This window comes from Desulfotignum balticum DSM 7044 (assembly GCF_000421285.1).
GTDB classification, from domain to species: Bacteria; Desulfobacterota; Desulfobacteria; order Desulfobacterales; family Desulfobacteraceae; genus Desulfotignum; species Desulfotignum balticum.
In genome coordinates this window covers 1347702-1369091 of the sequence record NZ_ATWO01000001.1, presented here as the reverse complement: position 1 = coordinate 1369091, position 21390 = coordinate 1347702, and the positions used below count along the sequence as shown (strand labels likewise).

At 51.4% G+C, this 21390-nt stretch carries 19 protein-coding genes; 15 read left to right on the top strand and 4 right to left on the bottom strand.

From position 1 onward, the window contains the following. Nucleotides 1-269 precede the first annotated feature (269 nt). The 8 genes from K365_RS0106935 to K365_RS0106900 all read left to right on the top strand — a co-directional run bounded on the left by K365_RS0106935 (nt 270) and on the right by K365_RS0106900 (nt 11279). Nucleotides 270-1844 (top strand): acetyl-CoA decarbonylase/synthase complex subunit delta, encoded by a 1575-nt coding sequence (locus tag K365_RS0106935; protein WP_024334008.1) that lies wholly within the window; start codon nt 270-272, stop codon nt 1842-1844. A gap of 58 nt (nt 1845-1902) precedes the next feature. Next, nucleotides 1903-3924: an anaerobic carbon-monoxide dehydrogenase catalytic subunit gene (cooS, locus tag K365_RS0106930; RefSeq protein WP_006965925.1), complete on the top strand. Its 2022-nt coding sequence runs from the start codon at nt 1903-1905 to the stop codon at nt 3922-3924. Nucleotides 3925-4008: 84 nt separating this feature from the next. Continuing rightward, nucleotides 4009-6222, top strand: coding sequence for an acetyl-CoA decarbonylase/synthase complex subunit alpha/beta (gene acsB, locus K365_RS0106925; protein WP_006965926.1), 2214 nt, complete (start codon nt 4009-4011; stop codon nt 6220-6222). Nucleotides 6223-6313: 91 nt separating this feature from the next. Next, nucleotides 6314-7657, top strand: coding sequence for an acetyl-CoA decarbonylase/synthase complex subunit gamma (acsC, locus tag K365_RS0106920; protein WP_006965927.1), 1344 nt, complete (start codon nt 6314-6316; stop codon nt 7655-7657). Between the two features lie 87 nt (nt 7658-7744). After that, on the top strand, nt 7745-8650 hold the full coding sequence (locus tag K365_RS0106915; protein WP_024334007.1) for a dihydropteroate synthase: 906 nt from the start codon (nt 7745-7747) through the stop codon (nt 8648-8650). A 102-nt stretch (nt 8651-8752) separates the two neighbouring features. After that, nucleotides 8753-10060, top strand: a complete 1308-nt coding sequence (locus K365_RS0106910) for a mechanosensitive ion channel family protein (protein WP_006965929.1) — start codon at nt 8753-8755, stop codon at nt 10058-10060. Between the two features lie 109 nt (nt 10061-10169). Beyond that, complete coding sequence (locus K365_RS0106905; RefSeq protein WP_006965930.1) at nt 10170-10466, top strand: hypothetical protein; 297 nt, start codon at nt 10170-10172, stop codon at nt 10464-10466. 21 nt (nt 10467-10487) lie between these two features. Continuing rightward, nucleotides 10488-11279, top strand: a complete 792-nt coding sequence (locus K365_RS0106900) for an ATP-binding protein (RefSeq protein WP_006965931.1) — start codon at nt 10488-10490, stop codon at nt 11277-11279. A 78-nt stretch (nt 11280-11357) separates the two neighbouring features. Here the strand turns inward: K365_RS0106900 and K365_RS0106895 are convergent, their stop codons facing one another. The 4 genes from K365_RS0106895 to K365_RS0106880 all read right to left on the bottom strand — a co-directional run bounded on the left by K365_RS0106895 (nt 11358) and on the right by K365_RS0106880 (nt 14364). Then, complete coding sequence (locus K365_RS0106895; protein WP_006965932.1) at nt 11358-12374, bottom strand: type I glyceraldehyde-3-phosphate dehydrogenase; 1017 nt, start codon at nt 12372-12374, stop codon at nt 11358-11360. 137 nt (nt 12375-12511) lie between these two features. Beyond that, the gene (locus K365_RS0106890; protein ID WP_006965933.1) at nt 12512-12802 is read right to left on the bottom strand and encodes a DUF5320 domain-containing protein; all 291 of its coding nucleotides are present in this window, start codon (nt 12800-12802) and stop codon (nt 12512-12514) included. 26 nt (nt 12803-12828) lie between these two features. Continuing rightward, a complete protein-coding gene (locus K365_RS0106885; RefSeq protein ID WP_006965934.1) occupies nt 12829-13185 on the bottom strand; it encodes a DUF134 domain-containing protein in 357 nt (118 codons plus the stop codon). Between the two features lie 93 nt (nt 13186-13278). Continuing rightward, nucleotides 13279-14364 carry a tRNA-queuosine alpha-mannosyltransferase domain-containing protein gene (locus K365_RS0106880; protein ID WP_051147818.1) on the bottom strand — a complete coding sequence of 362 codons (1086 nt, stop codon included), beginning with the start codon at nt 14362-14364 and terminating at the stop codon, nt 13279-13281. Nucleotides 14365-14578: 214 nt separating this feature from the next. Here K365_RS0106880 and K365_RS0106875 point away from each other — a divergent pair, with 214 nt between their 5' ends. The 7 genes from K365_RS0106875 (at nt 14579) to K365_RS0106840 (ending at nt 21362) form a co-directional block, all read left to right on the top strand. Next, the gene (locus K365_RS0106875) at nt 14579-15883 is read left to right on the top strand and encodes a radical SAM protein (RefSeq protein WP_024334005.1); all 1305 of its coding nucleotides are present in this window, start codon (nt 14579-14581) and stop codon (nt 15881-15883) included. 46 nt (nt 15884-15929) lie between these two features. Next, complete coding sequence (locus tag K365_RS0106870) at nt 15930-16847, top strand: ADP-ribosylglycohydrolase family protein (RefSeq protein ID WP_024334004.1); 918 nt, start codon at nt 15930-15932, stop codon at nt 16845-16847. Between the two features lie 275 nt (nt 16848-17122). Continuing rightward, nucleotides 17123-17899 (top strand): DUF5677 domain-containing protein, encoded by a 777-nt coding sequence (locus K365_RS0106865; protein WP_024334003.1) that lies wholly within the window; start codon nt 17123-17125, stop codon nt 17897-17899. A 123-nt stretch (nt 17900-18022) separates the two neighbouring features. Then, nucleotides 18023-18685 (top strand): tetratricopeptide repeat protein, encoded by a 663-nt coding sequence (locus tag K365_RS0106860; protein WP_024334002.1) that lies wholly within the window; start codon nt 18023-18025, stop codon nt 18683-18685. Between the two features lie 484 nt (nt 18686-19169). Beyond that, nucleotides 19170-19697 (top strand): O-acetyl-ADP-ribose deacetylase, encoded by a 528-nt coding sequence (locus tag K365_RS0106850; RefSeq protein WP_156887694.1) that lies wholly within the window; start codon nt 19170-19172, stop codon nt 19695-19697. 50 nt (nt 19698-19747) lie between these two features. Further along, the gene (locus tag K365_RS0106845; RefSeq protein ID WP_024334000.1) at nt 19748-20608 is read left to right on the top strand and encodes a histidinol-phosphatase; all 861 of its coding nucleotides are present in this window, start codon (nt 19748-19750) and stop codon (nt 20606-20608) included. Next, nucleotides 20601-21362, top strand: coding sequence for an RNA methyltransferase (locus K365_RS0106840; RefSeq protein WP_024333999.1), 762 nt, complete (start codon nt 20601-20603; stop codon nt 21360-21362). The genes K365_RS0106845 and K365_RS0106840 overlap by 8 nt, the downstream gene beginning before the upstream one ends. The last annotated feature ends 28 nt before the right edge of the window (nt 21363-21390 follow it).

Below are 21390 nucleotides of genomic sequence, written 5' to 3'. Positions count from 1 at the left end.
AATTAAAGTCGATTTGTACAATCCATCTTCGGCCCAATAAATTCACTCATCTATTGACAAAAAAGGGTACAAATTATAAATCATATGCGTTATCGATATTACAAACCATGTAACATGGGGTCTGGTGAATGGAAAGACGATGCAAAAAAGGCTGCTGGTCAAGTGAAATTGTCACTTTCATTCTCCTGTATCCATTTCACATATTGTCACACCGTTTCAACCTTAATTCCTTCCAACTCATAACCATCTTTAAACATTAGGAGGTAAACGTGGGATTCGAAATAACCAAAGAAACCTATGCCGGCGCCATTAAAAACATCACCATTGGAAAAGGTGATGGCGCACTGACGGTCGGCGGTCAAACCAGCTATCCTTTTTATCAGTTCGAGGGGGATATGCCCAACAAACCCATTATTGCCATGGAAATCTGGGACATGGAACCCGAAGACTGGCCGGAAGCCGCCAAAGCACCCTTCAAAGATGTCTTAAATGATCCCGTGGCCTGGGCCAAAAAATGCGTGGACGAATACAACGCCCAGGCGATTGTGCTTCAGCTCAAGAGCACAGATCCCAATGATAAGGATGCCAGTGCGGATGATGCGGCTCAGACGGTCAAAAAAATCAGTGAGGCCATCAATGTCCCTTTGATTGTCTGGGGATCTGCCGTACCTGCCAAGGATTCAGAAGTCCTAAAAAAAATCAGTGAGGTGTGCGATGGCCACAACCTGGTTCTGGGACCGGTGGAGGAAAAAAACCACAAAACGATCGGTGCCGCAGCCATGGGGTATGGACATACCATTATTTCCTCCTCTCCCATTGACGTCAACCTGGCCAAACAGGTGAACATCCTGCTGGAAAACTTAGGTGTTTCTCTGGACAAAGTCATTGTGGATCCCACCACGGGCGGGCTGGGCTATGGCCTGGAATACTCTTACTCCGTGATGGAACGACTGATCCAGGCCGCCATGACCCAGGGAGATGACAAGCTTCAAAACCCGATGATCAACAACTTAGGCAACGAAGTATGGAAATGCAAGGAAGCCAAGCAGCCGGTGGATGAAGCACCGGAACTGGGTGATCCCGAACGGCGGGGCATTCTCATGGAAGCCGTGGGAGCGGTATCTTATCTCATGTCCGGCTCCAGCATCCTGATCATGCGCCATCCGGAATCCATCAAACTGGTCAGATCATTCATCGATCTGGCATATGCCGGCGGCTCTGCCATGGATATCGGCCCTGTCACCAAACAGCTGGATGATGTGGAAATCGATTTTGCCGCCCTGTCACCGGAACCGGATCTGACCATTGCGGAAGAAGCGAAGAAAGCCCCGGCCAAAAAAGCGGCGCCTGAGAAAAAAGAAGCGCCCAAACCTGCCGCAGCAGCCCCCAAGGCGGACGCCAAACCCGCCCCGGCTGCAGAAGCAAAACCGGCCCCGGCCGAGGAAGCCAAACCTGAACCTGCGGCAGCCGCTGCGGATCCGGCCGCGGAAGCCAAAGCCAAGGCAGATGCCGAAGAAAAGGCCAAAGCCGATGCGGAAGCCAAAGCCAAAGCCGATGCCGAAGCCAGGGCCAAAGCGGAAGCCGAAGCCAAAGCCAAGGCCGAAGCTGAAGAAAAGGCCAAGGTTGAGGCCAAGAAAAAAGCGTTGAAAGATGCCGCTGCCGAACGGGAAGCCGAAGAGCAGGCCATCAGAGAAAAACGGGCCGCTGAAAAAGAAAAAGCGGCGGCGGCAAGAGCGTCCGCGCCCAAATCATCTGTGCCCATGACCGCAGCAAAATTCCAAAAAACCGAGCTGGAAAGAATTTTAGAAAATCTGGACAAAGTGCACAAAAGAGTGACTGAATAGACGCACTTAAAAATATCCAAACAATTAATTACCAAATCAACAGGAGGAGGAACCTCTAATGGTAGAAAATAAAAAAGCAGAAAAAGCACCCAAACTGGTTGATCCGAAAGAAGTCTCCATCGACTTAGGCACCCAGGAATTGCAGGCGCGTGCCCAGAAAATGGGGATCGATACGGTTTTTGACAGAGCCTTCAGCATGAAACCCTGTGCCATCGGTATCCAGGGCATTTGCTGCAAGAACTGCTCCATGGGGCCCTGCCGGCTTCCATTACCCAAAAGCGGCATTGAAGGCGAAGATACCCGAAAAGGGCTTTGCGGTGCGACTCCCAACACCATTGCAGCCAGAAATTTTATCCGCATGATTGCCGGCGGTGCTTCCGCACACTCCGACCATGGTCGCTGTGTGGCAGAGGTGTTCATGTCGGCTGCCAGAAAAGAAACAGAAGCTTACAAGATCAAAGATACCCAGAAACTGTTGAGTATCGCCCCTCATCTGGGCGTTGCAACCACCGTTGAGGTGGACGGGGAAACCCAAGACCGGGATCTGGATGAAATTGCCCTGGAAGTGGCCGATGTTGCCCTCAGAGAATGGGGAAAACCGGAAGGGGAACTGTTATATATGAAACGCGCCCCGGAAGCGTTGTATGAAAAATGGAAAAAACAAGGCGTGCTTCCCAGAAACATTGACAGGGAAATTGTTGAAATCATGCACCGGACCCACATGGGGGTTGACCAGGATTACAAGAACCTGATGAAACAGGGCACCCGGGCCGCACTGGCGGATGGCTGGGGCGGTTCCATGCTGGCCACCGATCTCCAGGATGTGCTTTTCGGTACCCCCTATCCTCTTCAGTCCGAAGCCAATCTGGGCATCATGAAAGAAGACCATGTCAATATTATTGTTCACGGGCATGAACCGATTCTGTCTGAAATCATTGTTGCCGTTGCCCAGTCCGAAGAGATGCTCACCTATGCCAAAGAAAAAGGCGCGGCCGGCATCCAGCTGGGCGGTATCTGCTGTACAGCCAATGAAATGCTCCAGAGACACGGTATTCCGACAGCCGCCACCTTCCTCCAGCAGGAACTGGCGATCATCACCGGGGCCTGCGATGCCATGGTGGTGGATATCCAGTGTATCATGCAGAACCTGGCCAATGTGGCCAAATGTTTTCATACCAAACTCATCACCACCCATCCCATTGCAAAAATGGAACAGGACAATGTCATCCACATTGAATTTGATGAACATCATGCCCTGGAAGATGCCAAACGCATTGTCAAACTGGCCATCGACAATTTTGCCAACCGCGGAGCCGATGTCATGATCCCGCAATACAAAACCCAGCAGATTGCGGGTTTTGGTGTGGAATCCATTCAATACCATTTAGGGGGGACCTTCCGCGGCACATACTATACCCTCAATGACAATATCATCAACGGACGGATTCGCGGTATTGCCGGTGTGGTGGGGTGTAACAATGCCAGAACCAAACACAATGACGGGCATATCCGGGTCGTCAAAGAACTGATCAAAAACGATGTCATCGTTCTTACCACGGGCTGTAATGCCATCGCCTGCGCCATGGAAGGACTGTTAACGCCTGAATCCGCAGCCGTACACTGTGGACCGGGACTGGCTGAAATCTGCGAAACCGTCGGGATTCCGCCGGTCCTTCACTTAGGATCCTGTGTCGATAACTCCCGGATTCTGCTTGCCGCCACTGAAGTGGTCAAGGCCGGCGGACTGGGCAATGACATCTGTGACCTGCCGGCTGCCGGAAGTGCACCGGAATGGATGAGTGAAAAAGCCATTTCCATTGGCCACTATTTTGTTGCATCCGGCGTATATACCGTATTCGGTGTCACGTTGCCGACCTCCGGAGCACCGGTGTTCCATGACTATATTTCCAAGGAAATGGAAAAGATCTACGGCGGCAAATGGGATCTTGAAGTGGATCCCATCAAGCATGCCCACCTTATGATCGCCCACATTGACAAGAAAAGAAAAGCCCTGGGTATCGATAAGGCCAGAGAACGGGTATTGATGGATATGGCGGACCGGCAGAAACTGGAAGCCTGATAAAAAACACGTCAGGATATTGTGATGCAACAACGGTAAACAGATAATTATAATAAATCCTCAACGAAGGAGGAAAGAAAACATATGTCTAAATTAATTGCATTTGCCGCTATTCAGGGTGGTTACAAAGTAGTTGCGCAGGTTGAAGGTGAGCTGGAAAAAGCCCTTCAGTCCTATGATGCCAGTACCAAAATCGGATTTCCCAACACCGCATATTATCTGCCGGTCATCTATTCTTTGACCGGGTTGAAATGCGAAACCCTGGAAGATCTGAAAAAACCCATGGAATTTGCCCGGGGCCTGCTGCCCCCCCATATCAAACTGAGAAACTGGCTGCCGTATCTGGGACCCCTCCTGGATGCGGGCATGGCTGGTATCATCTCCTATGAGGTGAAAGAAGCTCTGCGGTATCTGTATGAGCCCGATTTCTATATCCCCCAGGAAGACCCGGATGTGGAAAACGGCAAAATCTGGGTAGGTGCGGCCGACGATACCATCCTGCGGAAACGCGGGGTGGAGTTTGTGGACGGTTCCGCCCCCGGGTTTGCCGCCATGGTGGGCGCGGCCCCCAACAAAGAGATCGCCAAAATGATCGTGGAAGACTATCAGAAACGGTCCCTGTACATCTTTTGTGCAGCCAACCATAACGGCAAAACCCTGATCCAGCAGTGCCTGGATGCAGGTATGCAGATCGGGTGGAACACCCGTATCGTACCGTTCGGTCCGGACATCTCCTCGGCCGTGTTTGCTTTAGGATTTGCCAACAGAGCGGCCATGGCATTCGGCGGGGTCCAGCCCGGTGACTACAAAAAGATCCTGAAATACAACAAAGACCGGATCTTTGCCTTTGTCAACGCATTGGGTGATGTGGGCACTGAATGGGGTGTGGCCGCAGCCGGTTGTGTCAACTGGGGTTTTCCGACCCTGGCGGACACGGAAATTCCGGAAATTCTGCCCACGGGTATCTGTACCTACGAACATGTGGTGGCTCCCGTGGCCCATGATGAAATGGTCCAGAGATCTGTGGAAGTCAGAGGTCTCAAGGTTCAGGTGGCTGAAATCGACATCCCCTGCGCCTTTGGTCCGGCTTACGAAGGTGAGCGGGTTCGCGGGGCTGATCTGTACGCCCAGTGCGGCGGCGGCAAAACCCAGTGCACCGAGCTGGTGAAAATGGCGGACATGAACAAAATCGAGGACGGCAAGGTTGAAATCGTCGGCCCGGATATCACCGATCTCAAGGAAGGGGGTACCTTTCCGCTGGGTATCTTTGTTCAGATCGCCGGCCGGGAATTCCAGGATGATTTCGAACCCATCATGGAACGTCAGATCCATCATCTGATCAACTATATCCAGGGAATCATGCATATCGGCCAGAGAGACATCTCCTGGGTCCGGATTTCCAAGGCTGCCATTGAAAAAGGGTTTACCCTCAAGGATATCGGCGTGGTGCTCCATGCCAAATTCCACCAGGATTTCAACAAGATCGTGGACAAGGTTCAGGTCACCCTTTATACCAAAAAGGAAGATGTGGACAAGATGACGGCCACGGCCCGTGAAAACTACAAAACAAGAGACGAACGGGTGGACAAGATGACGGACGAAGGTGTGGAAACCTTTTATTCCTGCACCCTGTGCCAGTCATTCGCCCCGTCCCACGTATGCACGGTGTCCCCGGAAAGAACGGGTCTGTGCGGTGCCTACAACTGGATGGACTGCAAGGCATCCTACGAGATCAACCCCACGGGTCCCAACCAGCCCATTGAAAAAGGCGAATGCCTGGATCCCAAGCTGGGTCAGTGGAAAGGGGTCAACGAGTTCGTATACAAAGCCTCCAGAGGGGCAGTCACCCACTATAACTTCTATTCTCTGGTGATTGATCCCATGACCACCTGCGGGTGCTGTGAATGTATCGCCGCATTGCTGCCCTCGTGCAACGGGGTTATGACCGTGGGCCGGGATTACTCCGGAGAGACTCCCTGCGGCATGAAATTCACCACCCTGGCCGGTGTCATGGGCGGTGGGGCATCTTCACCCGGATTTGTGGGCCATTCCAAGTTCAACATCACCCAGAAAAAATTCATCCTGGGGGATGGGGGCCTGCTGCGCATGGTCTGGATGCCCAAGATGCTCAAGGAAGAGCTCAAGGAAAGAATCGTGGCCCGTGGCGAAGAAATGGGCGTTCCCGGTCTGTTTGACATGATCGCGGATGAAACCGTGGGCACCACGGAAGAGGAGATTCTTCCCTTCCTCCAGGAAAAAGGCCATCCGGCCCTGAACATGGAATCCCTCGTGGGATAGGAATTTAACACAAAAGTCGGGGCAGTATTCCACCAGATATCAATCTGCTCCGACTTACCATATGGTTGTTTAAACTTTTAAGGAGATTAACATGGCATTAACCGGTATACAGATATTCAAACTCCTGCCCAAGACCAACTGCAAGGAGTGTGGCGTTCCCACCTGCCTTGCATTTGCAATGAACCTGGCATCGGGGAAAGCGGAACTGGACAGTTGCCCCTATGTGTCGGATGAAGCCAAAGAACAGCTGGCGGAAGCATCCGCGCCTCCGATTCGTCCGGTCGCACTGGGCAAAGGGGTCCGAAAGACCGCAACCGGCGGTGAAACCGTTCTTTACAGACATGAAAAAACCTTTTTCAATCCCACGGTACTGGCCGCCACCGTGTCCTCGGACACGGATCTGGCCGCCCTGGATACCAAACTCAAAATTTACAACGCATTCCAGTATGAACGGGTGGGTCTGAATCTGCGCCCGGAACTGCTGGTGGTCAAAGATGCGGGCAACGGGGCAGACGCGTTTGCCGCGGTGGCTGAAAAAATCGCCAAAGAATCGGAATTCAACCTGGTACTCATGACCGAAGATGCAGCTGTCATGAAGGCCGGTATTGACAAAGCCGGATTCAAACGGCCGTTGCTCTATGCCGCCACTGAAGCCAATGCCGACGAATTCGGTGCCATGGCCAAGGAAGCGGAACTGCCCCTGGCTGTGAAAGCCGATTCCGTGGAAGCGCTGATTCCGCTGACGGAAAAACTCACGGGCATGGGGTTGAAAGACCTGGTCATCGATTCCGGATCCCGGGAAATCAAACAGGCCCTGGAAGACCAGGTCGCCATCCGCCGGGCCGCATTAAAAGCGGGCAACAAAGCCCTGGGATTCCCCACCATTGTGTTCCCGTGTGAAATGGCATCCAATCTGGACATGGAAACATTGATCGCGGGCATGTACGTGGCCAAATACGGCGGCATTGTGGTCATGTCGGATTTTGCCACGGAATCACTGTTCCCGCTGCTGCTGGAACGCCTCAATATTTTTACCGATCCCCAGCGGCCCATGACCGTGACCGAAGGCATCTTTGAGATCAACAATCCGGATGAAAATTCCCCCGTGCTGGTGACCACCAACTTTGCATTGACCTACTTTATCGTGTCCGGTGAAATTGAAGCCAGCAAAGTGCCGGCATGGCTGCTGGTCAAAGATTCCGAGGGCCTGTCCGTGCTTACGGCATGGGCCGCCGGAAAATTCGGCGGTGATGATGTCGGCCTGTTTGTGAAAAAATGCGGTATCATGGACAAGGTCAAACATCAGGAACTGATCATCCCGGGTTATGCCGCTGCCATTGCCGGGGATGTGGAAGAAGAACTGCCCGGCTGGACCATTACCGTGGGTCCCAGAGAAGCGGCCCATCTGCCGGCGTTCCTTAAAGCAAGAAAATAAAAAATATCAGCGCCGGGGCGGGTTATGGCCTGTCTCCGGCGTATCAGTGTCAATCTTAAATCAACAAAGGATAAGAACATGGAAAACATGATTCTATTTGGTGAAAGCCTGAATGTCATTTCCCGGGTCATCGGAAAAGAGTTCAAGGAACCGGATCCTGCCAAGCGGAACCCGGAGCCCATTCAGGCAGAAGTGGTCCGGCAGAAGGAACTGGGCATGGACTACATCGACATCAACCTGGGGCCTGCCAAGAAATTCGGCACCGAACTGATGCCCTGGGTGGTCAATGTGGTTCAGGAAGCGGTTCCGGGTATGCCCCTGCTGCTGGATTCTTCCAATATTGATGCCATTGAAGCCGGACTCAAGGTGTGCAAGCCGGCCGATGCTCCGCACATCGTTAACTCCATTATGGCCAGACCGGAACGGTATGAAAAAATGGTGCCCCTGGCGGCCCAGTATGATGCCGATTTTGTGGCCCTGATGTGGGGTCCTGAAGGGCTTCCCAGGGATGAAAACGAACGGGCCGCTCTGGCCGTGGAACTGCTGTATTTTGCCAATGAAGCCGGCATTCCCAATGAAAAAATCTGGGTGGACGGCATTGTGACCCCGGTGAATATTCAGCAGCAGCAACTCATGAGCCTGCTTAATTTCCAGATGATGATCGATGAGATCGCTCCGGGCGCCAAATCCACCTGCGGTCTGTCCAATGTATCCAATGGACCTCCGGAACATCTGCGGCCCATCCTGAACCAGACCTATATGGTCATGCTGTGGAAATACGGCATGAAATCAGTGATTGCCGATCCGTTAGACAAACAGCTCACGGCCATTGCCAAAGGCCAGCGCCAGGATGTCGTGGATCTGATCTGGGGCATGATGGACGGCAACGTGCCGGATATCTCCGGTCTTGACAAAGAACTGGCTGATTATGCCAAAACCTATAAAGTGATCATGGGCGAGACCCTGTATTCAGATTCATGGCTTGAAATCTAGCCGGAATCTGCTCTGTTTCGTTTCAAAGGCCCCTGTAACGACCGTTCAGGGGCTTTCTAATTTTTTAAGCAGACCGTGTGCCCGGTCAGGCAGATTTGACTTATGGATCCGGAAAATTTCAATGAATGGCTCGCATCTTTGCCCAAAGGGACTGAAGCGGTTTTACACAGTTTCAATATCACGCCCACCCCGTTGATTTCTGTGGGCATTGCCCTGGGAATGATTCTGGTCATTGCCGTTATCACCCATTTTCTTTTGCACAAAGGGCTTCGGGTGTTTTTGGAACGTGGTGCTAAAAAATCACAGAAAATCTGGAAAACCGCTCTGCATGACGGCCCGTTGTTTCAACGGGTGGCGTTTACCATCCAGGCGGTTTTAATTCAGGTTCAGGCAAAATTATGGCTGGATCCGGAGACCCTGTCACTTGCAGTCATTTCCATGGTGACACGGCTGTGGATCATTTTATTCAGCTTGTTGACGGTATATGCCATTTTAGATGCCCTGCTGGATATATCCCGCCAGAACCGGTCCTTACGCGAATTGCCTTTACGGGGTATTTTTCAGAGCATCAAACTCATTACCGCAATCATGGCAATGGTGTTCGTGGCATCCACCATCATCGGCAAATCCCCCGTGATCCTGTTCAGCGGTCTGGGTGCCATGACCGCTGTGCTGATGCTGATATTCAAGGACCCCATCATGGGGCTGGTGGGCGGCATCCAGTTGTCCGCCAACCGCATGCTCAGTGTGGGAGACTGGCTGGAAATGCCGAAATACGGGGCAAACGGAGATGTCATCGATGTCACATTGACATCGGTCAAGGTGCAGAACTGGGATAAAACCATCACCACCATTCCCACTTATGCCTTGATTTCCGATTCGTTCAAAAACTGGCGGGGAATGCAGGAATCCGGAGGCCGGCGGATCATGCGCAATATCCACATCGATGCGACCAGCGTTTACTTTCTTTCCGAAGAACAAATTGCCTGCCTTGGAAAAGCATCCCTGCTCACGGAATATATGGATAAACGTCTGGAAGAGATCAACCGCCACAATACCGCCCAGGAACTGGATATGACCTGCCCCATCAACGGCCGCCGCCTGACCAACCTGGGAACCTTCCGGGCTTATCTGGATCAGTATCTGCGCAATCACCCTGGAATTCACCAGGGAATGACGATGATGGTGCGGCAGTTGGAACCCGGCGCAGACGGGGTGCCGATCCAGATTTATGCCTTTGCCAACACCACGGCCTGGGTCGAATATGAAGGGATTCAAAGCGACATCTTCGATCATGTGCTGGCAGTGGTACCGCAGTTCGGATTGCGCCTTCACCAGACGCCAACGGGTCATGACATTCGTGCAGCAGTTTCTTCTTTGGAAGCCTTAAAAACTTTTTCGAGTGAATAAGCCGGGGCTGTGGCACTCAATCTAAGGAATATCTGTGCGGGTTCCCTTTATTTTATGCAATTCACCCTTATATTCAAATCCATAAACCCTAAAAAATGGACTGACTGGCATGGAAAGTATAAATATTGATGACAACTGGTATTACGTCATTGTTCAGAATCCCGATACGTCATTTGAAAAATTACTGGGATTCATCGATGAAAAAACCAATGAAAAGTTTTTGCCGGCATTCAAGACCAAACAGGATGCCCAGAAATGCTTTCAATTACTGCCCAAGGATTTGTTCAAAGAAAAATACGACATTCATGCCGTGATTGAAGATGATTTGCTTTCCACCGCTGAAAAAACCGAATATCAGGTTTTTCTGCTGGATGAAACCGGACAGATTCTCAAACCGTTAAACTAATACCACAGGAGCACTGTTTTCATGAGTTTAAAACTGGCATTCGGCGGCAAAGGCGGGGTGGGCAAAACCACGGTCACCGGTCTGATCGCCCGGACCATTGCCGCGCTGGACAAAGAACGCGCTGTGATCGCCATTGACGCGGACCCCGTGGCCAATCTGGCTGCGGCCCTGGGCATCGACGAAACCCAGCCCATCACACCCGTGGCTGAACTGTCCGATCTGATTGCTGAACGGACCGGTGCCAAACCCGGCACCATGGGCGGATTTTTCACCCTCAATCCCAAAGTGGATGATATTCCGGACCGGTTTTCTTTGGAAAAAGACGGGGTCAAGCTGCTGGTCATGGGAACGGTTCAGCAGGGCGGCTCCGGATGCATCTGTCCGGAAAGCACCATTTTAAAAGCCCTGATGAATCACCTGGTTCTGGCCCGCAATGAAGTGGTGGTCATGGATATGGAAGCCGGAGTAGAACATCTGGGCCGGGCCACTTCCGGATCCGTGGATGCCTTGGTGGTGGTGGTGAATCCGGGGAAACGCAGCCGGGTGGCAGCGGACAAAATCCGGAAGCTGGGACAGGATATCGGGATCAAAAATATTGTGGTCTTAGGCAACCGGGTCGCTTCTGAACAGGACAAGACCCTGATCAGAGAATCCATGCCCGATTACCCGATCCTGGGATTTTTGCCGGAAATGGATGAAATCATTCAGGCGGACCGGGACGGCACCCGGCCCTTTGACAATCCAGACAATATTCCGGAAGAAGTGGTCCGCATCGCCCGGAAGCTGATGGCTCTGGACGGATCAAACGCCTGATAACCGGATCAAACCGATTATCCCCCCCCCTGTCAAAGGGGGCAGCCCTTTCATTGAAAGGGAGTTGTTCACCCCTTGTCAGGCCGTGGTAAGCGCGGCAATGGTGGTGTCCAGCATGCGGTTGGCATAGGCCCATTCATTGTCGAACCAGGCCTGAACCTTGACCAGACGGCGGCCGGACACCCGGGTCTGGGGCAGATCGATCACAGCGGATCGGGGATCATGGTTAAAATCACAGGACACCAGCTGTTCATCACTGACCCCGAGAATCCCGGACAATGCGTTTTGAGAGGCCGCCACAAGCAGATCATTGACCTGCCGGGCATGGGTATCCGTATTCACCGTCATCGTGATGTCCATCATGGACACATTCACGGTGGGCACCCGGATGGCCAGGGTTTCAAACCGGCCGGCCATGTGCGGCAGAATTCTGGCAATACCTTTGTCCAGGGAGGTGGACACCGGGATAATGGACTGCAAGGCAGACCTTGTTTTGCGCAAGTCTTTATTGTATGCGTCAATCACGGGTTGATCATGCATGGCTGAATGAATGGTGGTGGTCACCCCGCTCTCGATGCCCAGATGGGTATCCAGGACATGCAGAATGGGAATCAGACAGTTGGTGGTGCATGATGCATTGGAAATCACCGTGTGTTCTTTTTTCAGGGTGTGGTGATTCACCCCGAACACAATGGTGGCATCCACCTCATCTTTGGCCGGATGGGAATAAATCACCTTTTTCGCCCCGGACAGCAGATGCAAAGCAGCGGATTCCCGGTCATTGTAAACCCCGGTGCAGTCCAGCACCACATCGATGTTCAAATCTTTCCAGGGCAGATTGACAATATTTTTTTCCTGAAACAGATGGATGACGTCTTTCCCGATGCGCATGTTTTTTCCTGTTTTTTCCACAGACAAGGGAAACCGGCCATGGGTGGAGTCATACCGGGTCAAATGAAACAAGGTGTCGGAACAGCCGATCTCGTTGATGGCTCCAAGTGTCAATTGCCCCAGAAAACGCTCGGATTCATACAGGGCACGGACCACACAACGGCCGATGCGGCCGTATCCATTGATTGCAATCGTATATGTCATATTTTTTCCTGCCTGGCACGCGTATTTGATATTACAGGATGATCCTATACCACAGCAGGACGGACAAGTTAAGGAAAATAAAGGAAAAAAAAGGCCGGAGACAGAGATGTTCCCCTGCCCCGGCCAACGTTGAGTGGTTATTCATTGAGCTGCTGCCGGATGGCAGCCAGTTCGGATTCCAGCCATTCGGCCCGCTGTTTCAGTTCATCCGGGGATTCCGGTGCCGCCGGAGCAACGGCCCGGGGTCCCATTCCTCTGCCGCCGAAACCGCCCTGGGCCCATCTTCTGCCCCGGCCGAATCCCGGCCCGACCCCCCGGCCGAATCCTGCATCGTATCCGGCATAACCGGCATTTCCAGTACACAGCCCTCTGCCGCGACCGGTCATGGGGCCCTGATTTTCAGGTCCTCTTCTGTTCAATCCTGGCATGATATCGCCTCCTTGATGTGTTTGGGTTATGATCGGTCGGAACGGCCGCACCGGCCCCCACCCCTGTGGCGACGCCTTCCGCGGCCGGATCGGTTATCATCGATGTGATAACATCCCCCCGACACTGTGAGACGGCACCCTGCCACCACGGCTTTGGCCAGCTTGAATCGCCCGGCCCGAAGGATCCTGCCCACGGTTTGCCGGGAAACATTCATGATATCGGCCGCCTGTGTCTGATCCAGGCCGTCATAATCAATCAGTCTCACAGCCTCGAACTCCTCCAGGGACAGGATCACTTCTTCGGCCGGCACGATTCCCCGGGGGACAAACTCCGTTACCCGGGGAACCGCATCGATATATCTGGGTCGTTTGGGTCGTGGCATGGCCGTCTCCTTTTTGATCATTTGACCATAATATAGTACTGCCGGATTCCGGCGTCAAGGAAAATAATGATCAAATGATCAAAATAATTCCGCTCAAGTGATTGTTTCCAGAAGATCATCAAACTCAAGGGTCCGGATTTCCCAGGAAAATGCCTGCATATGCCGGGACAATTCGTTTCGCTTGTCCACACAGGCACGAGGTTGCTGCAAATGAAAACTCAGTTTTTCCACAAGCTGGTTTTCCGTGCCAAAAAAAATATCAGGGTGTAATTTTTCCGGCATAAGTTCCGGATAGGAAAGCCGGCAGGGCAGCAACGGAAAACACCCGAACCGCACCGCTTCCACCACGGAAATGCCGAAATTTTCCTGGATGGCCGTGGACACCACCACCTGCCCTGCTGCCAGCCATTTTTCATATGCCTTTCGGGAGGGTTCATACCCGAACACCTGAATTTCATTGTCCAGCCGTTCTCTGGCCTGATCAAACACGGCCGGATACCGATCATATTTTTCTCCCAGCACGACCAGTCCAAACAAGATGCCTTTTTTTTTGAGCCGCAACAGCACCTTGAAAAACAGGTCCGGCTGCTTGTCATAATCCCAGCGATGGTTCCAGATAATCAGCGGAGGTGTCTGGGCAGCGGAAGCCAACGTGTCCGGTGTGGACGGAAACCGGCACCCGGGATACACGACCCGGGCTTTTTTCTGAATCTGATCCACCATGTTTTTGGGCCGGGGGGCCGGCATCTGTTTAATCAGGTGCCGGACTTCCTTTAAAAATGCCGTTAAATGAAAATGTGAATTAAACCATATTTGATCGGCAGCCAGGGCGGAATTGATATTGATCAACCCGGCATCGATATCCGGTTTTCGCTGCCGTGCCCTGGCTGAAAGCGGATAAGACATCTGATTTTCATGAAAATACAACACCAGCGGCGGACAATCAGGTCCGGCCAGGGCTTTGAATTGCGCCACATCCATCATATCTGTGGCAAATACCAGATCGTAATCCCTGACCTGTTTGATTTTCTGCAAAAAATGCAGGGACGCGGTCCGCATCCGCCACCGCCAGTATTCCGGTGCCAGGGTCAGCAATGTGATGTCATGCCGGGAGTGGGCCGTAAACCCGGTGGCAAAATCCTGGTGGGATCCCCCGAAAAACGGTTCCAGAAAAAGCATCTTCACTGTGGTTCGCCTTTGTTTCTGTGGTTGGTTCAGGCCTTTTAGTACCTGTTTTAACGGGGCGGGTCAACCTCTGGTGAACTCGCGGGCCCGTGGAAAAAATCATTGCCATGGGGCATTTGAAGATTATAGTATACTTAAATGGTATTTAAAAAAGCGCCTGTGTTAAAGGCGCTGCAATGAGTTAACCATAAAAAGGTCAGAATTTCTTTTGCTTCAGATCAGAGATCCTTATAAAACAACACATCCGGAAACTGCCTATCAAACCGATGACCTTTCCATTTTTCTGAATATCCGGGGAAACAATGAATATGCCAAGGTCAGTTACCCCGTGAAATACGGCATTTTTTCCCGCCTGGAAACCCGGGAGATGATACTGGAGTTCAACCTGAACCATGAAATCAAGCACGCCAGATCCAAAACCCGCCACTGGCTTCACCCATCGGAATGGCTCAAGCGGACCGTGGGAAACGACTGGATCTATTATTCCAGCGGCGGTTATTCCGGGGTAGTTGAAGCCATCGGCGAATATTATCTTCCCAATTTCATGTATGCCACCAATTCCCTTCTGGGGGGCAAACCATTTGAATTTCCCGTTATCGCAGACCTGTGTTCATCCTGGCAGGACATGATGGCCGGCATTCCCGGTGCATTGCCTGACATGCCGACCCCGATTGCAAACTGGCTTGAAAAAGCCAAATCCATCCATGGACCGGACCTGGAAAAAAAAGCGGATCATCTGTTTGACATCAGCGGCGCCAGAGCCACGGTCCTGCCCCCGGATGCCCGGCATTCCGACTATAACCTGATCCCGTTGACCATTGCCGACGGATGTCTTTACAAATGCCGGTTCTGCAAGGTGAAAAACAAAAAACCGTTCACTCCCCGGTCCCGGACCGATATCCAGCAACAGATCCAGGCACTGAAACTGCTGTACGGGCCGGATCTGATTAATTACAATGCGCTTTTTTTAGGAGAGCACGATGCTTTGTGCGCCCCCAAAGACCTGATCCTGTTTGCAGCCAACCAAAGTCATGACGCGTTCGGATTTGCCCACAGCTTTATGAAAACCCCACGCATGTATCTGTTCGGTAGCGTGGATTCCCTGCTCAACGCAGACATGACCTTGTTTGACGCTCTGAACCGCCTGCCCTTTGACACGTACATCAACATCGGCTTGGAATCCCATGACCAGGCCACCCTGGACCGGATCGGAAAGCCCATCACGGCAGAAAAAGTGAGCCTGGCATTCGACCGCATGGGTGAAATCAACCACACCTTTCCAAAAATCGAAATGACGGGTAATTTCATCATGGACGACCATTTACCCCCTACCCACATCCAATCCATGCTGGACCTGGTCAGAGACCGGATTTCCCGCCCCGTCCCCAAAGGCAGTATTTATCTGTCACCCCTTCGATTTGGAAAACCGTCCCGGGAAGTGCTCTATGATTTTTACCGCCTGAAAACGGCCAGCCGCCTGCCCATGTTTCTGTACATCATCCAGCGGCTGTAAGTTTGTTGACGTCATACCATATACCGCAACCCAAGGAGGTAACCAAATGAATCCAACCGACATTCATCGAAAAATGCGGTCCGGTGTCATGGCTGCGTTTGCCGCAGATGCCCTGGCCTTAGGCGTTCACTGGGTGTATGATGTATCCCGGATCAAAAAGCGGTACGGCCGCCTGGACCATCTGACCGCCCCTGAAATCGCCTTGTTTCATAAAAACAGACAAAAAGGGGATTTTACCCACTATGGGGACCAGATGCTGGTGCTGCTGGCATCATTATCTCACTGCAACGGTTTTGACGCAGACGATTTTGCGGCCCGGTGGCAGGCCCTGTTTGATCATTATAAGGGATACCTGGACGGGGCCACCCAAAAGACCCTGGCCGGTTTTCAGGCAGGCAGGTCACCCTCTGAAGCCGGATCTGATTCCACGGATCTGGGAGGAGCCGCCCGCATGGTGCCCCTGGCCCTGTTTTACGCCCACAACGCCGATTCGTTCATGGATTACGCCCAACACCAGACGGCCATGACCCACAACCATCCCCTGGTTCTGGACACGGCCCGCTTTTTTGCCCAGGCTGCCTTGGAAACGGCCAAGGGAACCGGCCCGGCCGCTGCCATCCGGTCTGCGGCAGAACATTTGCCGGCCGGATCTCCCGTCCCAAGCCTCGTGGACAAAGGCCTGGCCAGTGCTGAAAAAGAAACCACCCAGGCCATCTCCGGTTTCGGTCAGGCCTGTGACACCACCCAAGCCCTGCCCGGCACCATCCATCTGATCGCCCGGTACCCGGAAGACCTGGAAACCGCGTTGATCGAAAATATCATGGCCGGCGGTGATTCTTCAGCCAGAGGCATCCTGTGCGGCTTTATCCTGGGCATTCACAACGGACTGGACGCGGTTCCCCAAAACTGGCTGAAGGAGATGACGGCATTCAACCAAATCAAGACCCTGACCGGCGGTATGTGACATATGCTGACATGACAAATCTGCATGGTTCAGTTTGAAAATCCATGACAGATTCCTATTTTTCAACCAGAGTCAAAGATGTTTCAGGATTCAACACCCGGTACCGGACATACATAGTTTTTTTCAATTACCATGGGAATAACTGTCAATGATAGTGGGACTTTGATTGAATATGAAAGGAATCAATGATTGCAAGATGGTTGGGGTTTTAGTTTTATAATATGGTCAAATATACCGGATAAACAGAACAACACATTAAATTGTTAGAGAAATAAATGGATAGTATCGAAAAAATTAGAGATAAAGACGACTCCATCTTCAGAGTTGTCGAAGAAATAATGCCTGCTGCATATGGTCTTCCTGAGATCGAGAGATATAAAAGTACAGGCACGGTGATGCTGTCATTTTTTACAAGACTTGGGTTTCTAAAGACAGGTATTCTTGATGTAGCAGAGACAGGAAATATTTATTCATTCAATGTTTTGTTTCGATCTTTTTTAGAACATGTACTTAAAGTTAATTACATTTTTATGAGATGGGTTGTAGAGCAGAACGATATACCTGGCCAAGAATATTTATCTCTTAAACCTTTGGAAGATCTCGAATATTTTAAAGCTTGGAAATGGATAGCTGATAAGTCTAAAGATAATATGGAAAAGTTTCCAAAAGAACTCTTAAAGGGGCTTTATCCAAGCTTGGACAAACAGAAATTGAAAGCGTTAGAAGAAATTCAAGCAAAGTTTCGATATAGACAACTCATCCAGGCTATCAATGCAATGCTTGGTGAATCAGATATTAATTTTCTGCATAAAATTGTTCCAAATTATAGTCAACTATCTTCGTTTATGCATGGTGGGCCCAAGGCTGATGATTTTATGCAAGAATATATCTCTGAAAAGAATAGAGAGAAATATTTAATTGAAACTTCTGATTTAACAGTGATGATGTTTTATTCATCTGTTCGTTGGCTCTTTTTAATGCTTGCGGGAATAGATAATCAATATAATAGCCATTTGGCAAAGATTCATGAAGAAATAAAAAAATATTATTAATCTCTAACAATTCGCTTGCAGCCGACGCTCTTACCTCGCGCGGCTGAAGCGTTCGTTGGGTGGCAAAACGGGTAAGAACAGTAAGAACAACATTTAGTTGAGATCATAAAAAGGACAGCAAGAGTGGCAAAAAAGAGCAAGGCCGCAAAATTTGTGAAACCAGAGAGTAAGTTAGAATCTGTGCAGATCGTTGAGTACGAAATCACGTCAGAACCCATCCGAGAACGTTGGTATAAAAGTCTACCCAAGCAGGTGAAGGATGCCATTGATCGACTGCATGATGAGTCACAAAGACGGCCCCACAAGGCAATTCCTGAATTGATTGAATTGATAAAAAAATATCCAAATATACCAATGCTATACAACTATCTCAGTGTAGCTTATTCCGGGACGGGTGAACAGTCGAAGGCGGAGGAGATTATTCGAGAGAATTACCAGCGTAACCCTGATTACCTGTTTGCTCGTTTGAATTATGCAGAGCTATGTCGTGCGGCGGGGGATTATGAGCAAATTGCGGAGATATTTGAGTACAAGTTTGATTTGAAATTATTGTATCCGCAGCGGAAGCGGTTTCACGTATCGGAAGTTGCAAATTATATGGGGCTAATAGGTATGTACTATTTGGGAACGGGCGAACAGGCAGCGGCGAAGAAATACTATGAAATTCTTAAGGAGGTTGCGCCTGGGTATCCGATGACAAAGAGGTTAGGTCGGAAGTTACATCCGAGTTTTTTCAGGCGGATATTAAATCGTATAGCAGGGCAGGTACAAACAGAGTCGTCGTAATCCAAGTAGCCACCCAACAACTACATGCAAGGGACGCCAAGAGCCGCGCTTTTTATTGAGAATTGACTGGGGGTGAATAGGTTATGATTGAGAGAGTCGGAGCGTGCCCTTGATGTGGAGCGTTACAAATTCTCAGATGAATATGTCAGGCATGTCAGATTGTTTATTTCCAGCGTATTCCTTTACCTGTGCGGGATACCGGCATGTATCATTTGAAGGGTGTCGGAAATACAAAATTTTGCATTTCCGATATGTTTGCTTTGCAAGGGTGCTGAAAGTAATGCCAATCAAGGATATACGATCTGTCAGATTTTATGACAGTACCGATAAATTCCCCGTTAAGGATCATTATCTTGAAGACTGAAAATCCATTGGTTGAAAAATTTTATGATACCATTACAATCCAATTAAAACCCAACGTCAGGTTGAGGGATTCTGACCTGACTCAAAAGGTGGAGACCATGAAAAAAAAGGGGCACCAGAGATGAAAAATATGGATACCATAAAAATTGTCCAGGGGGATATCACCACGGCTGAAGTCGATGCCATCGTCAATGCCGCCAACTCCCGGATGCTGGGGGGCGGCGGTGTGGACGGTGCTATTCACCGGGCGGCCGGCCCGAAACTGCTTGACGCATGCAAAAAAGTTCCGGCGGAAAACGGGGTCCGTTGCCCTGCCGGTAAGGCCCGGATAACTGAAGCCGGAAACCTGAAAGCGAAATATGTCATTCATACGGTGGGGCCCAGGTATGGGGTTGACCGGCCTGCTGACAGGCTGCTGGCATCCGCCTATCAGAACAGTCTGGATCTGGCAGTGTCCCATGGGTGCCGGTCCATTGCATTTCCGGCCATTTCCTGCGGGGTATACGGGTATCCCCCCGAAGAGGCGGCCCCTATTGCAGTTTCCGTGTGCACACAGCCTGAATATGAAGCGATGACGAAATATTTTTATCTGTTCAGCGAAAAGATGGCCGCCATCTGGACCACTGCCCTGAGCCTCACCGGCATGTGAGGGTGTGAAACCCCTTTTCATTGACCGCATTTAATGGTACAACCCGGTCCATGACACTTTCGGGCCCCATATCCCTTCACGGCGGACATTCCGGTGAATTCTGCTGCCATGCCCAGGACGGGCTGGCTGATATCATTGCCCGGTATATTCAAATGGGTTTCAGACAGGTGGGGATCACGGAGCATATCCCACCCGTGCAAGAAAAATTTCTGTATCCCGAAGAGATTGAACAGGGCCTGACCGTGGACCTGATGTATCAGCGGTTTGCCCGGTATTTTGCCACCGTCCGACAGCTCCAGGCGGAAATGGCGGACCGGATCCAGATCTTTGCCGGCATGGAAACCGAAGCCTTTACCGGGTATCTGCCCCATGTCCGGCACCTGGTGGAAAAATTTTCGCCCGATTATCTGGTGGGATCCGTGCACCATGTGGCAGACATCTGCTTTGATTATTCCCCCCAAGCCTATGAAGCTGCGGTCCGTGCCTGCGGATCGGTCAAAGACCTGTACCTGGCATATTTTGACCGGCAGTTTGAGATGATCGATGCGGTCCGGCCTTTTGTGGTGGGGCATTTTGACCTGGTGCGCATCCATGATCCTGATTATGCCGCACGAGTGCTGCATCCGGACATCGCTGCCAAAATCGACCGGAACCTGGATCTGATCAAAGACTTAAATCTGGTCATGGACCTGAACCTGCGGCCTCTGGCCAAAGGAGAACCAGAACCCTATCCCACCCGATCCATTCTGGAAAAGATCCGGTCCCGGCAGATCCCCATGGTGCCCGGAGATGATTCCCACGGGGTGGCCCAGGCCGGAGCCCATGTGGATGCCGGCATTCGCCTGCTGGAAAGCATGGGATTTGACCTTCACTGGCCTATTCCCCGGCTTCTGGAAATAAAAAATGAATGATTCAAACCTTGTCGTTGTGTTGAAAGAACCCCAGGGGCCGTTGAATATCGGATCCGTGTGCCGGGTGATGATGAACTTCGGGCTCAACCGGCTGCGCCTGGTAAATCCCTGCGACGAGTTCAAATCCCTGGAAGCCCGGAAAATGGCGCTGGGCACGGTGGAGATTCTGGAAACCGCAGAAGTTTATCCAGACCTGCAAACGGCGCTGGCCGACATCCATCTCACCTTCGGCACCACCCGCAGGTTCGGCAAATACCGCAAAAACTTTCTCACCCCGGCCACGGCAGCCCGGCAGATCAGTGAATCCGGTCCGGATGTCAGGTGCGCCCTGCTGCTGGGCAAAGAAGACACGGGTCTGGAAACCAGGGACCTGGATTTGTGCCAGCGGTTTGTCACCATCCCCACCCATGATGCCTACCCTTCCATGAACTTGAGCCATGCCCTGGCCGTGCTGTTGTATGAAGTGTCACTCAAATCCGATCTTTCCGGCAACTTTCACGACCCCTGCCCCAAACAACCGGCCCCGGGAAAAGAGATTGAAGCATTGTATGCCCACATGCGCCAAACCCTGCTGGACATCGATTTTCTGGATCCCCAGAATCCGGATCATCTGCTGCGGACCTTTCGCCGGCTGTTCGGGGATGCCGGGCTGACTTCCCGGGATGTCCGGATTCTCCAGGGGCTCATGAGCCGCATCGACTGGACCGAAAATCAGCGCAGACAAAGGATCGAAACCGGGCAACTCCCGTCCTGATCTTCTTGTTTTCCTTGACAAATCCCTT

Coding starts and splice junctions, on each gene's coding strand:
- K365_RS0106885 (WP_006965934.1), bottom strand. CDS start 13,185: ATGCCACGACCCAAACGACCCAGATATATCGATGCGGTTCCCCGGGTA.
- K365_RS0106900 (WP_006965931.1), top strand. CDS start 10,488: ATGAGTTTAAAACTGGCATTCGGCGGCAAAGGCGGGGTGGGCAAAACC.
- K365_RS0106880 (WP_051147818.1), bottom strand. CDS start 14,364: ATGCTTTTTCTGGAACCGTTTTTCGGGGGATCCCACCAGGATTTTGCC.
- cooS (WP_006965925.1), top strand. CDS start 1,903: ATGGTAGAAAATAAAAAAGCAGAAAAAGCACCCAAACTGGTTGATCCG.
- acsC (WP_006965927.1), top strand. CDS start 6,314: ATGGCATTAACCGGTATACAGATATTCAAACTCCTGCCCAAGACCAAC.
- K365_RS0106845 (WP_024334000.1), top strand. CDS start 19,748: ATGACACTTTCGGGCCCCATATCCCTTCACGGCGGACATTCCGGTGAA.
- K365_RS0106840 (WP_024333999.1), top strand. CDS start 20,601: ATGAATGATTCAAACCTTGTCGTTGTGTTGAAAGAACCCCAGGGGCCG.
- K365_RS0106895 (WP_006965932.1), bottom strand. CDS start 12,374: ATGACATATACGATTGCAATCAATGGATACGGCCGCATCGGCCGTTGT.
- acsB (WP_006965926.1), top strand. CDS start 4,009: ATGTCTAAATTAATTGCATTTGCCGCTATTCAGGGTGGTTACAAAGTA.
- K365_RS0106915 (WP_024334007.1), top strand. CDS start 7,745: ATGATTCTATTTGGTGAAAGCCTGAATGTCATTTCCCGGGTCATCGGA.
- K365_RS0106905 (WP_006965930.1), top strand. CDS start 10,170: ATGGAAAGTATAAATATTGATGACAACTGGTATTACGTCATTGTTCAG.
- K365_RS0106870 (WP_024334004.1), top strand. CDS start 15,930: ATGAATCCAACCGACATTCATCGAAAAATGCGGTCCGGTGTCATGGCT.
- K365_RS0106850 (WP_156887694.1), top strand. CDS start 19,170: ATGAAAAATATGGATACCATAAAAATTGTCCAGGGGGATATCACCACG.
- K365_RS0106890 (WP_006965933.1), bottom strand. CDS start 12,802: ATGCCAGGATTGAACAGAAGAGGACCTGAAAATCAGGGCCCCATGACC.
- K365_RS0106865 (WP_024334003.1), top strand. CDS start 17,123: ATGGATAGTATCGAAAAAATTAGAGATAAAGACGACTCCATCTTCAGA.
- K365_RS0106910 (WP_006965929.1), top strand. CDS start 8,753: ATGGATCCGGAAAATTTCAATGAATGGCTCGCATCTTTGCCCAAAGGG.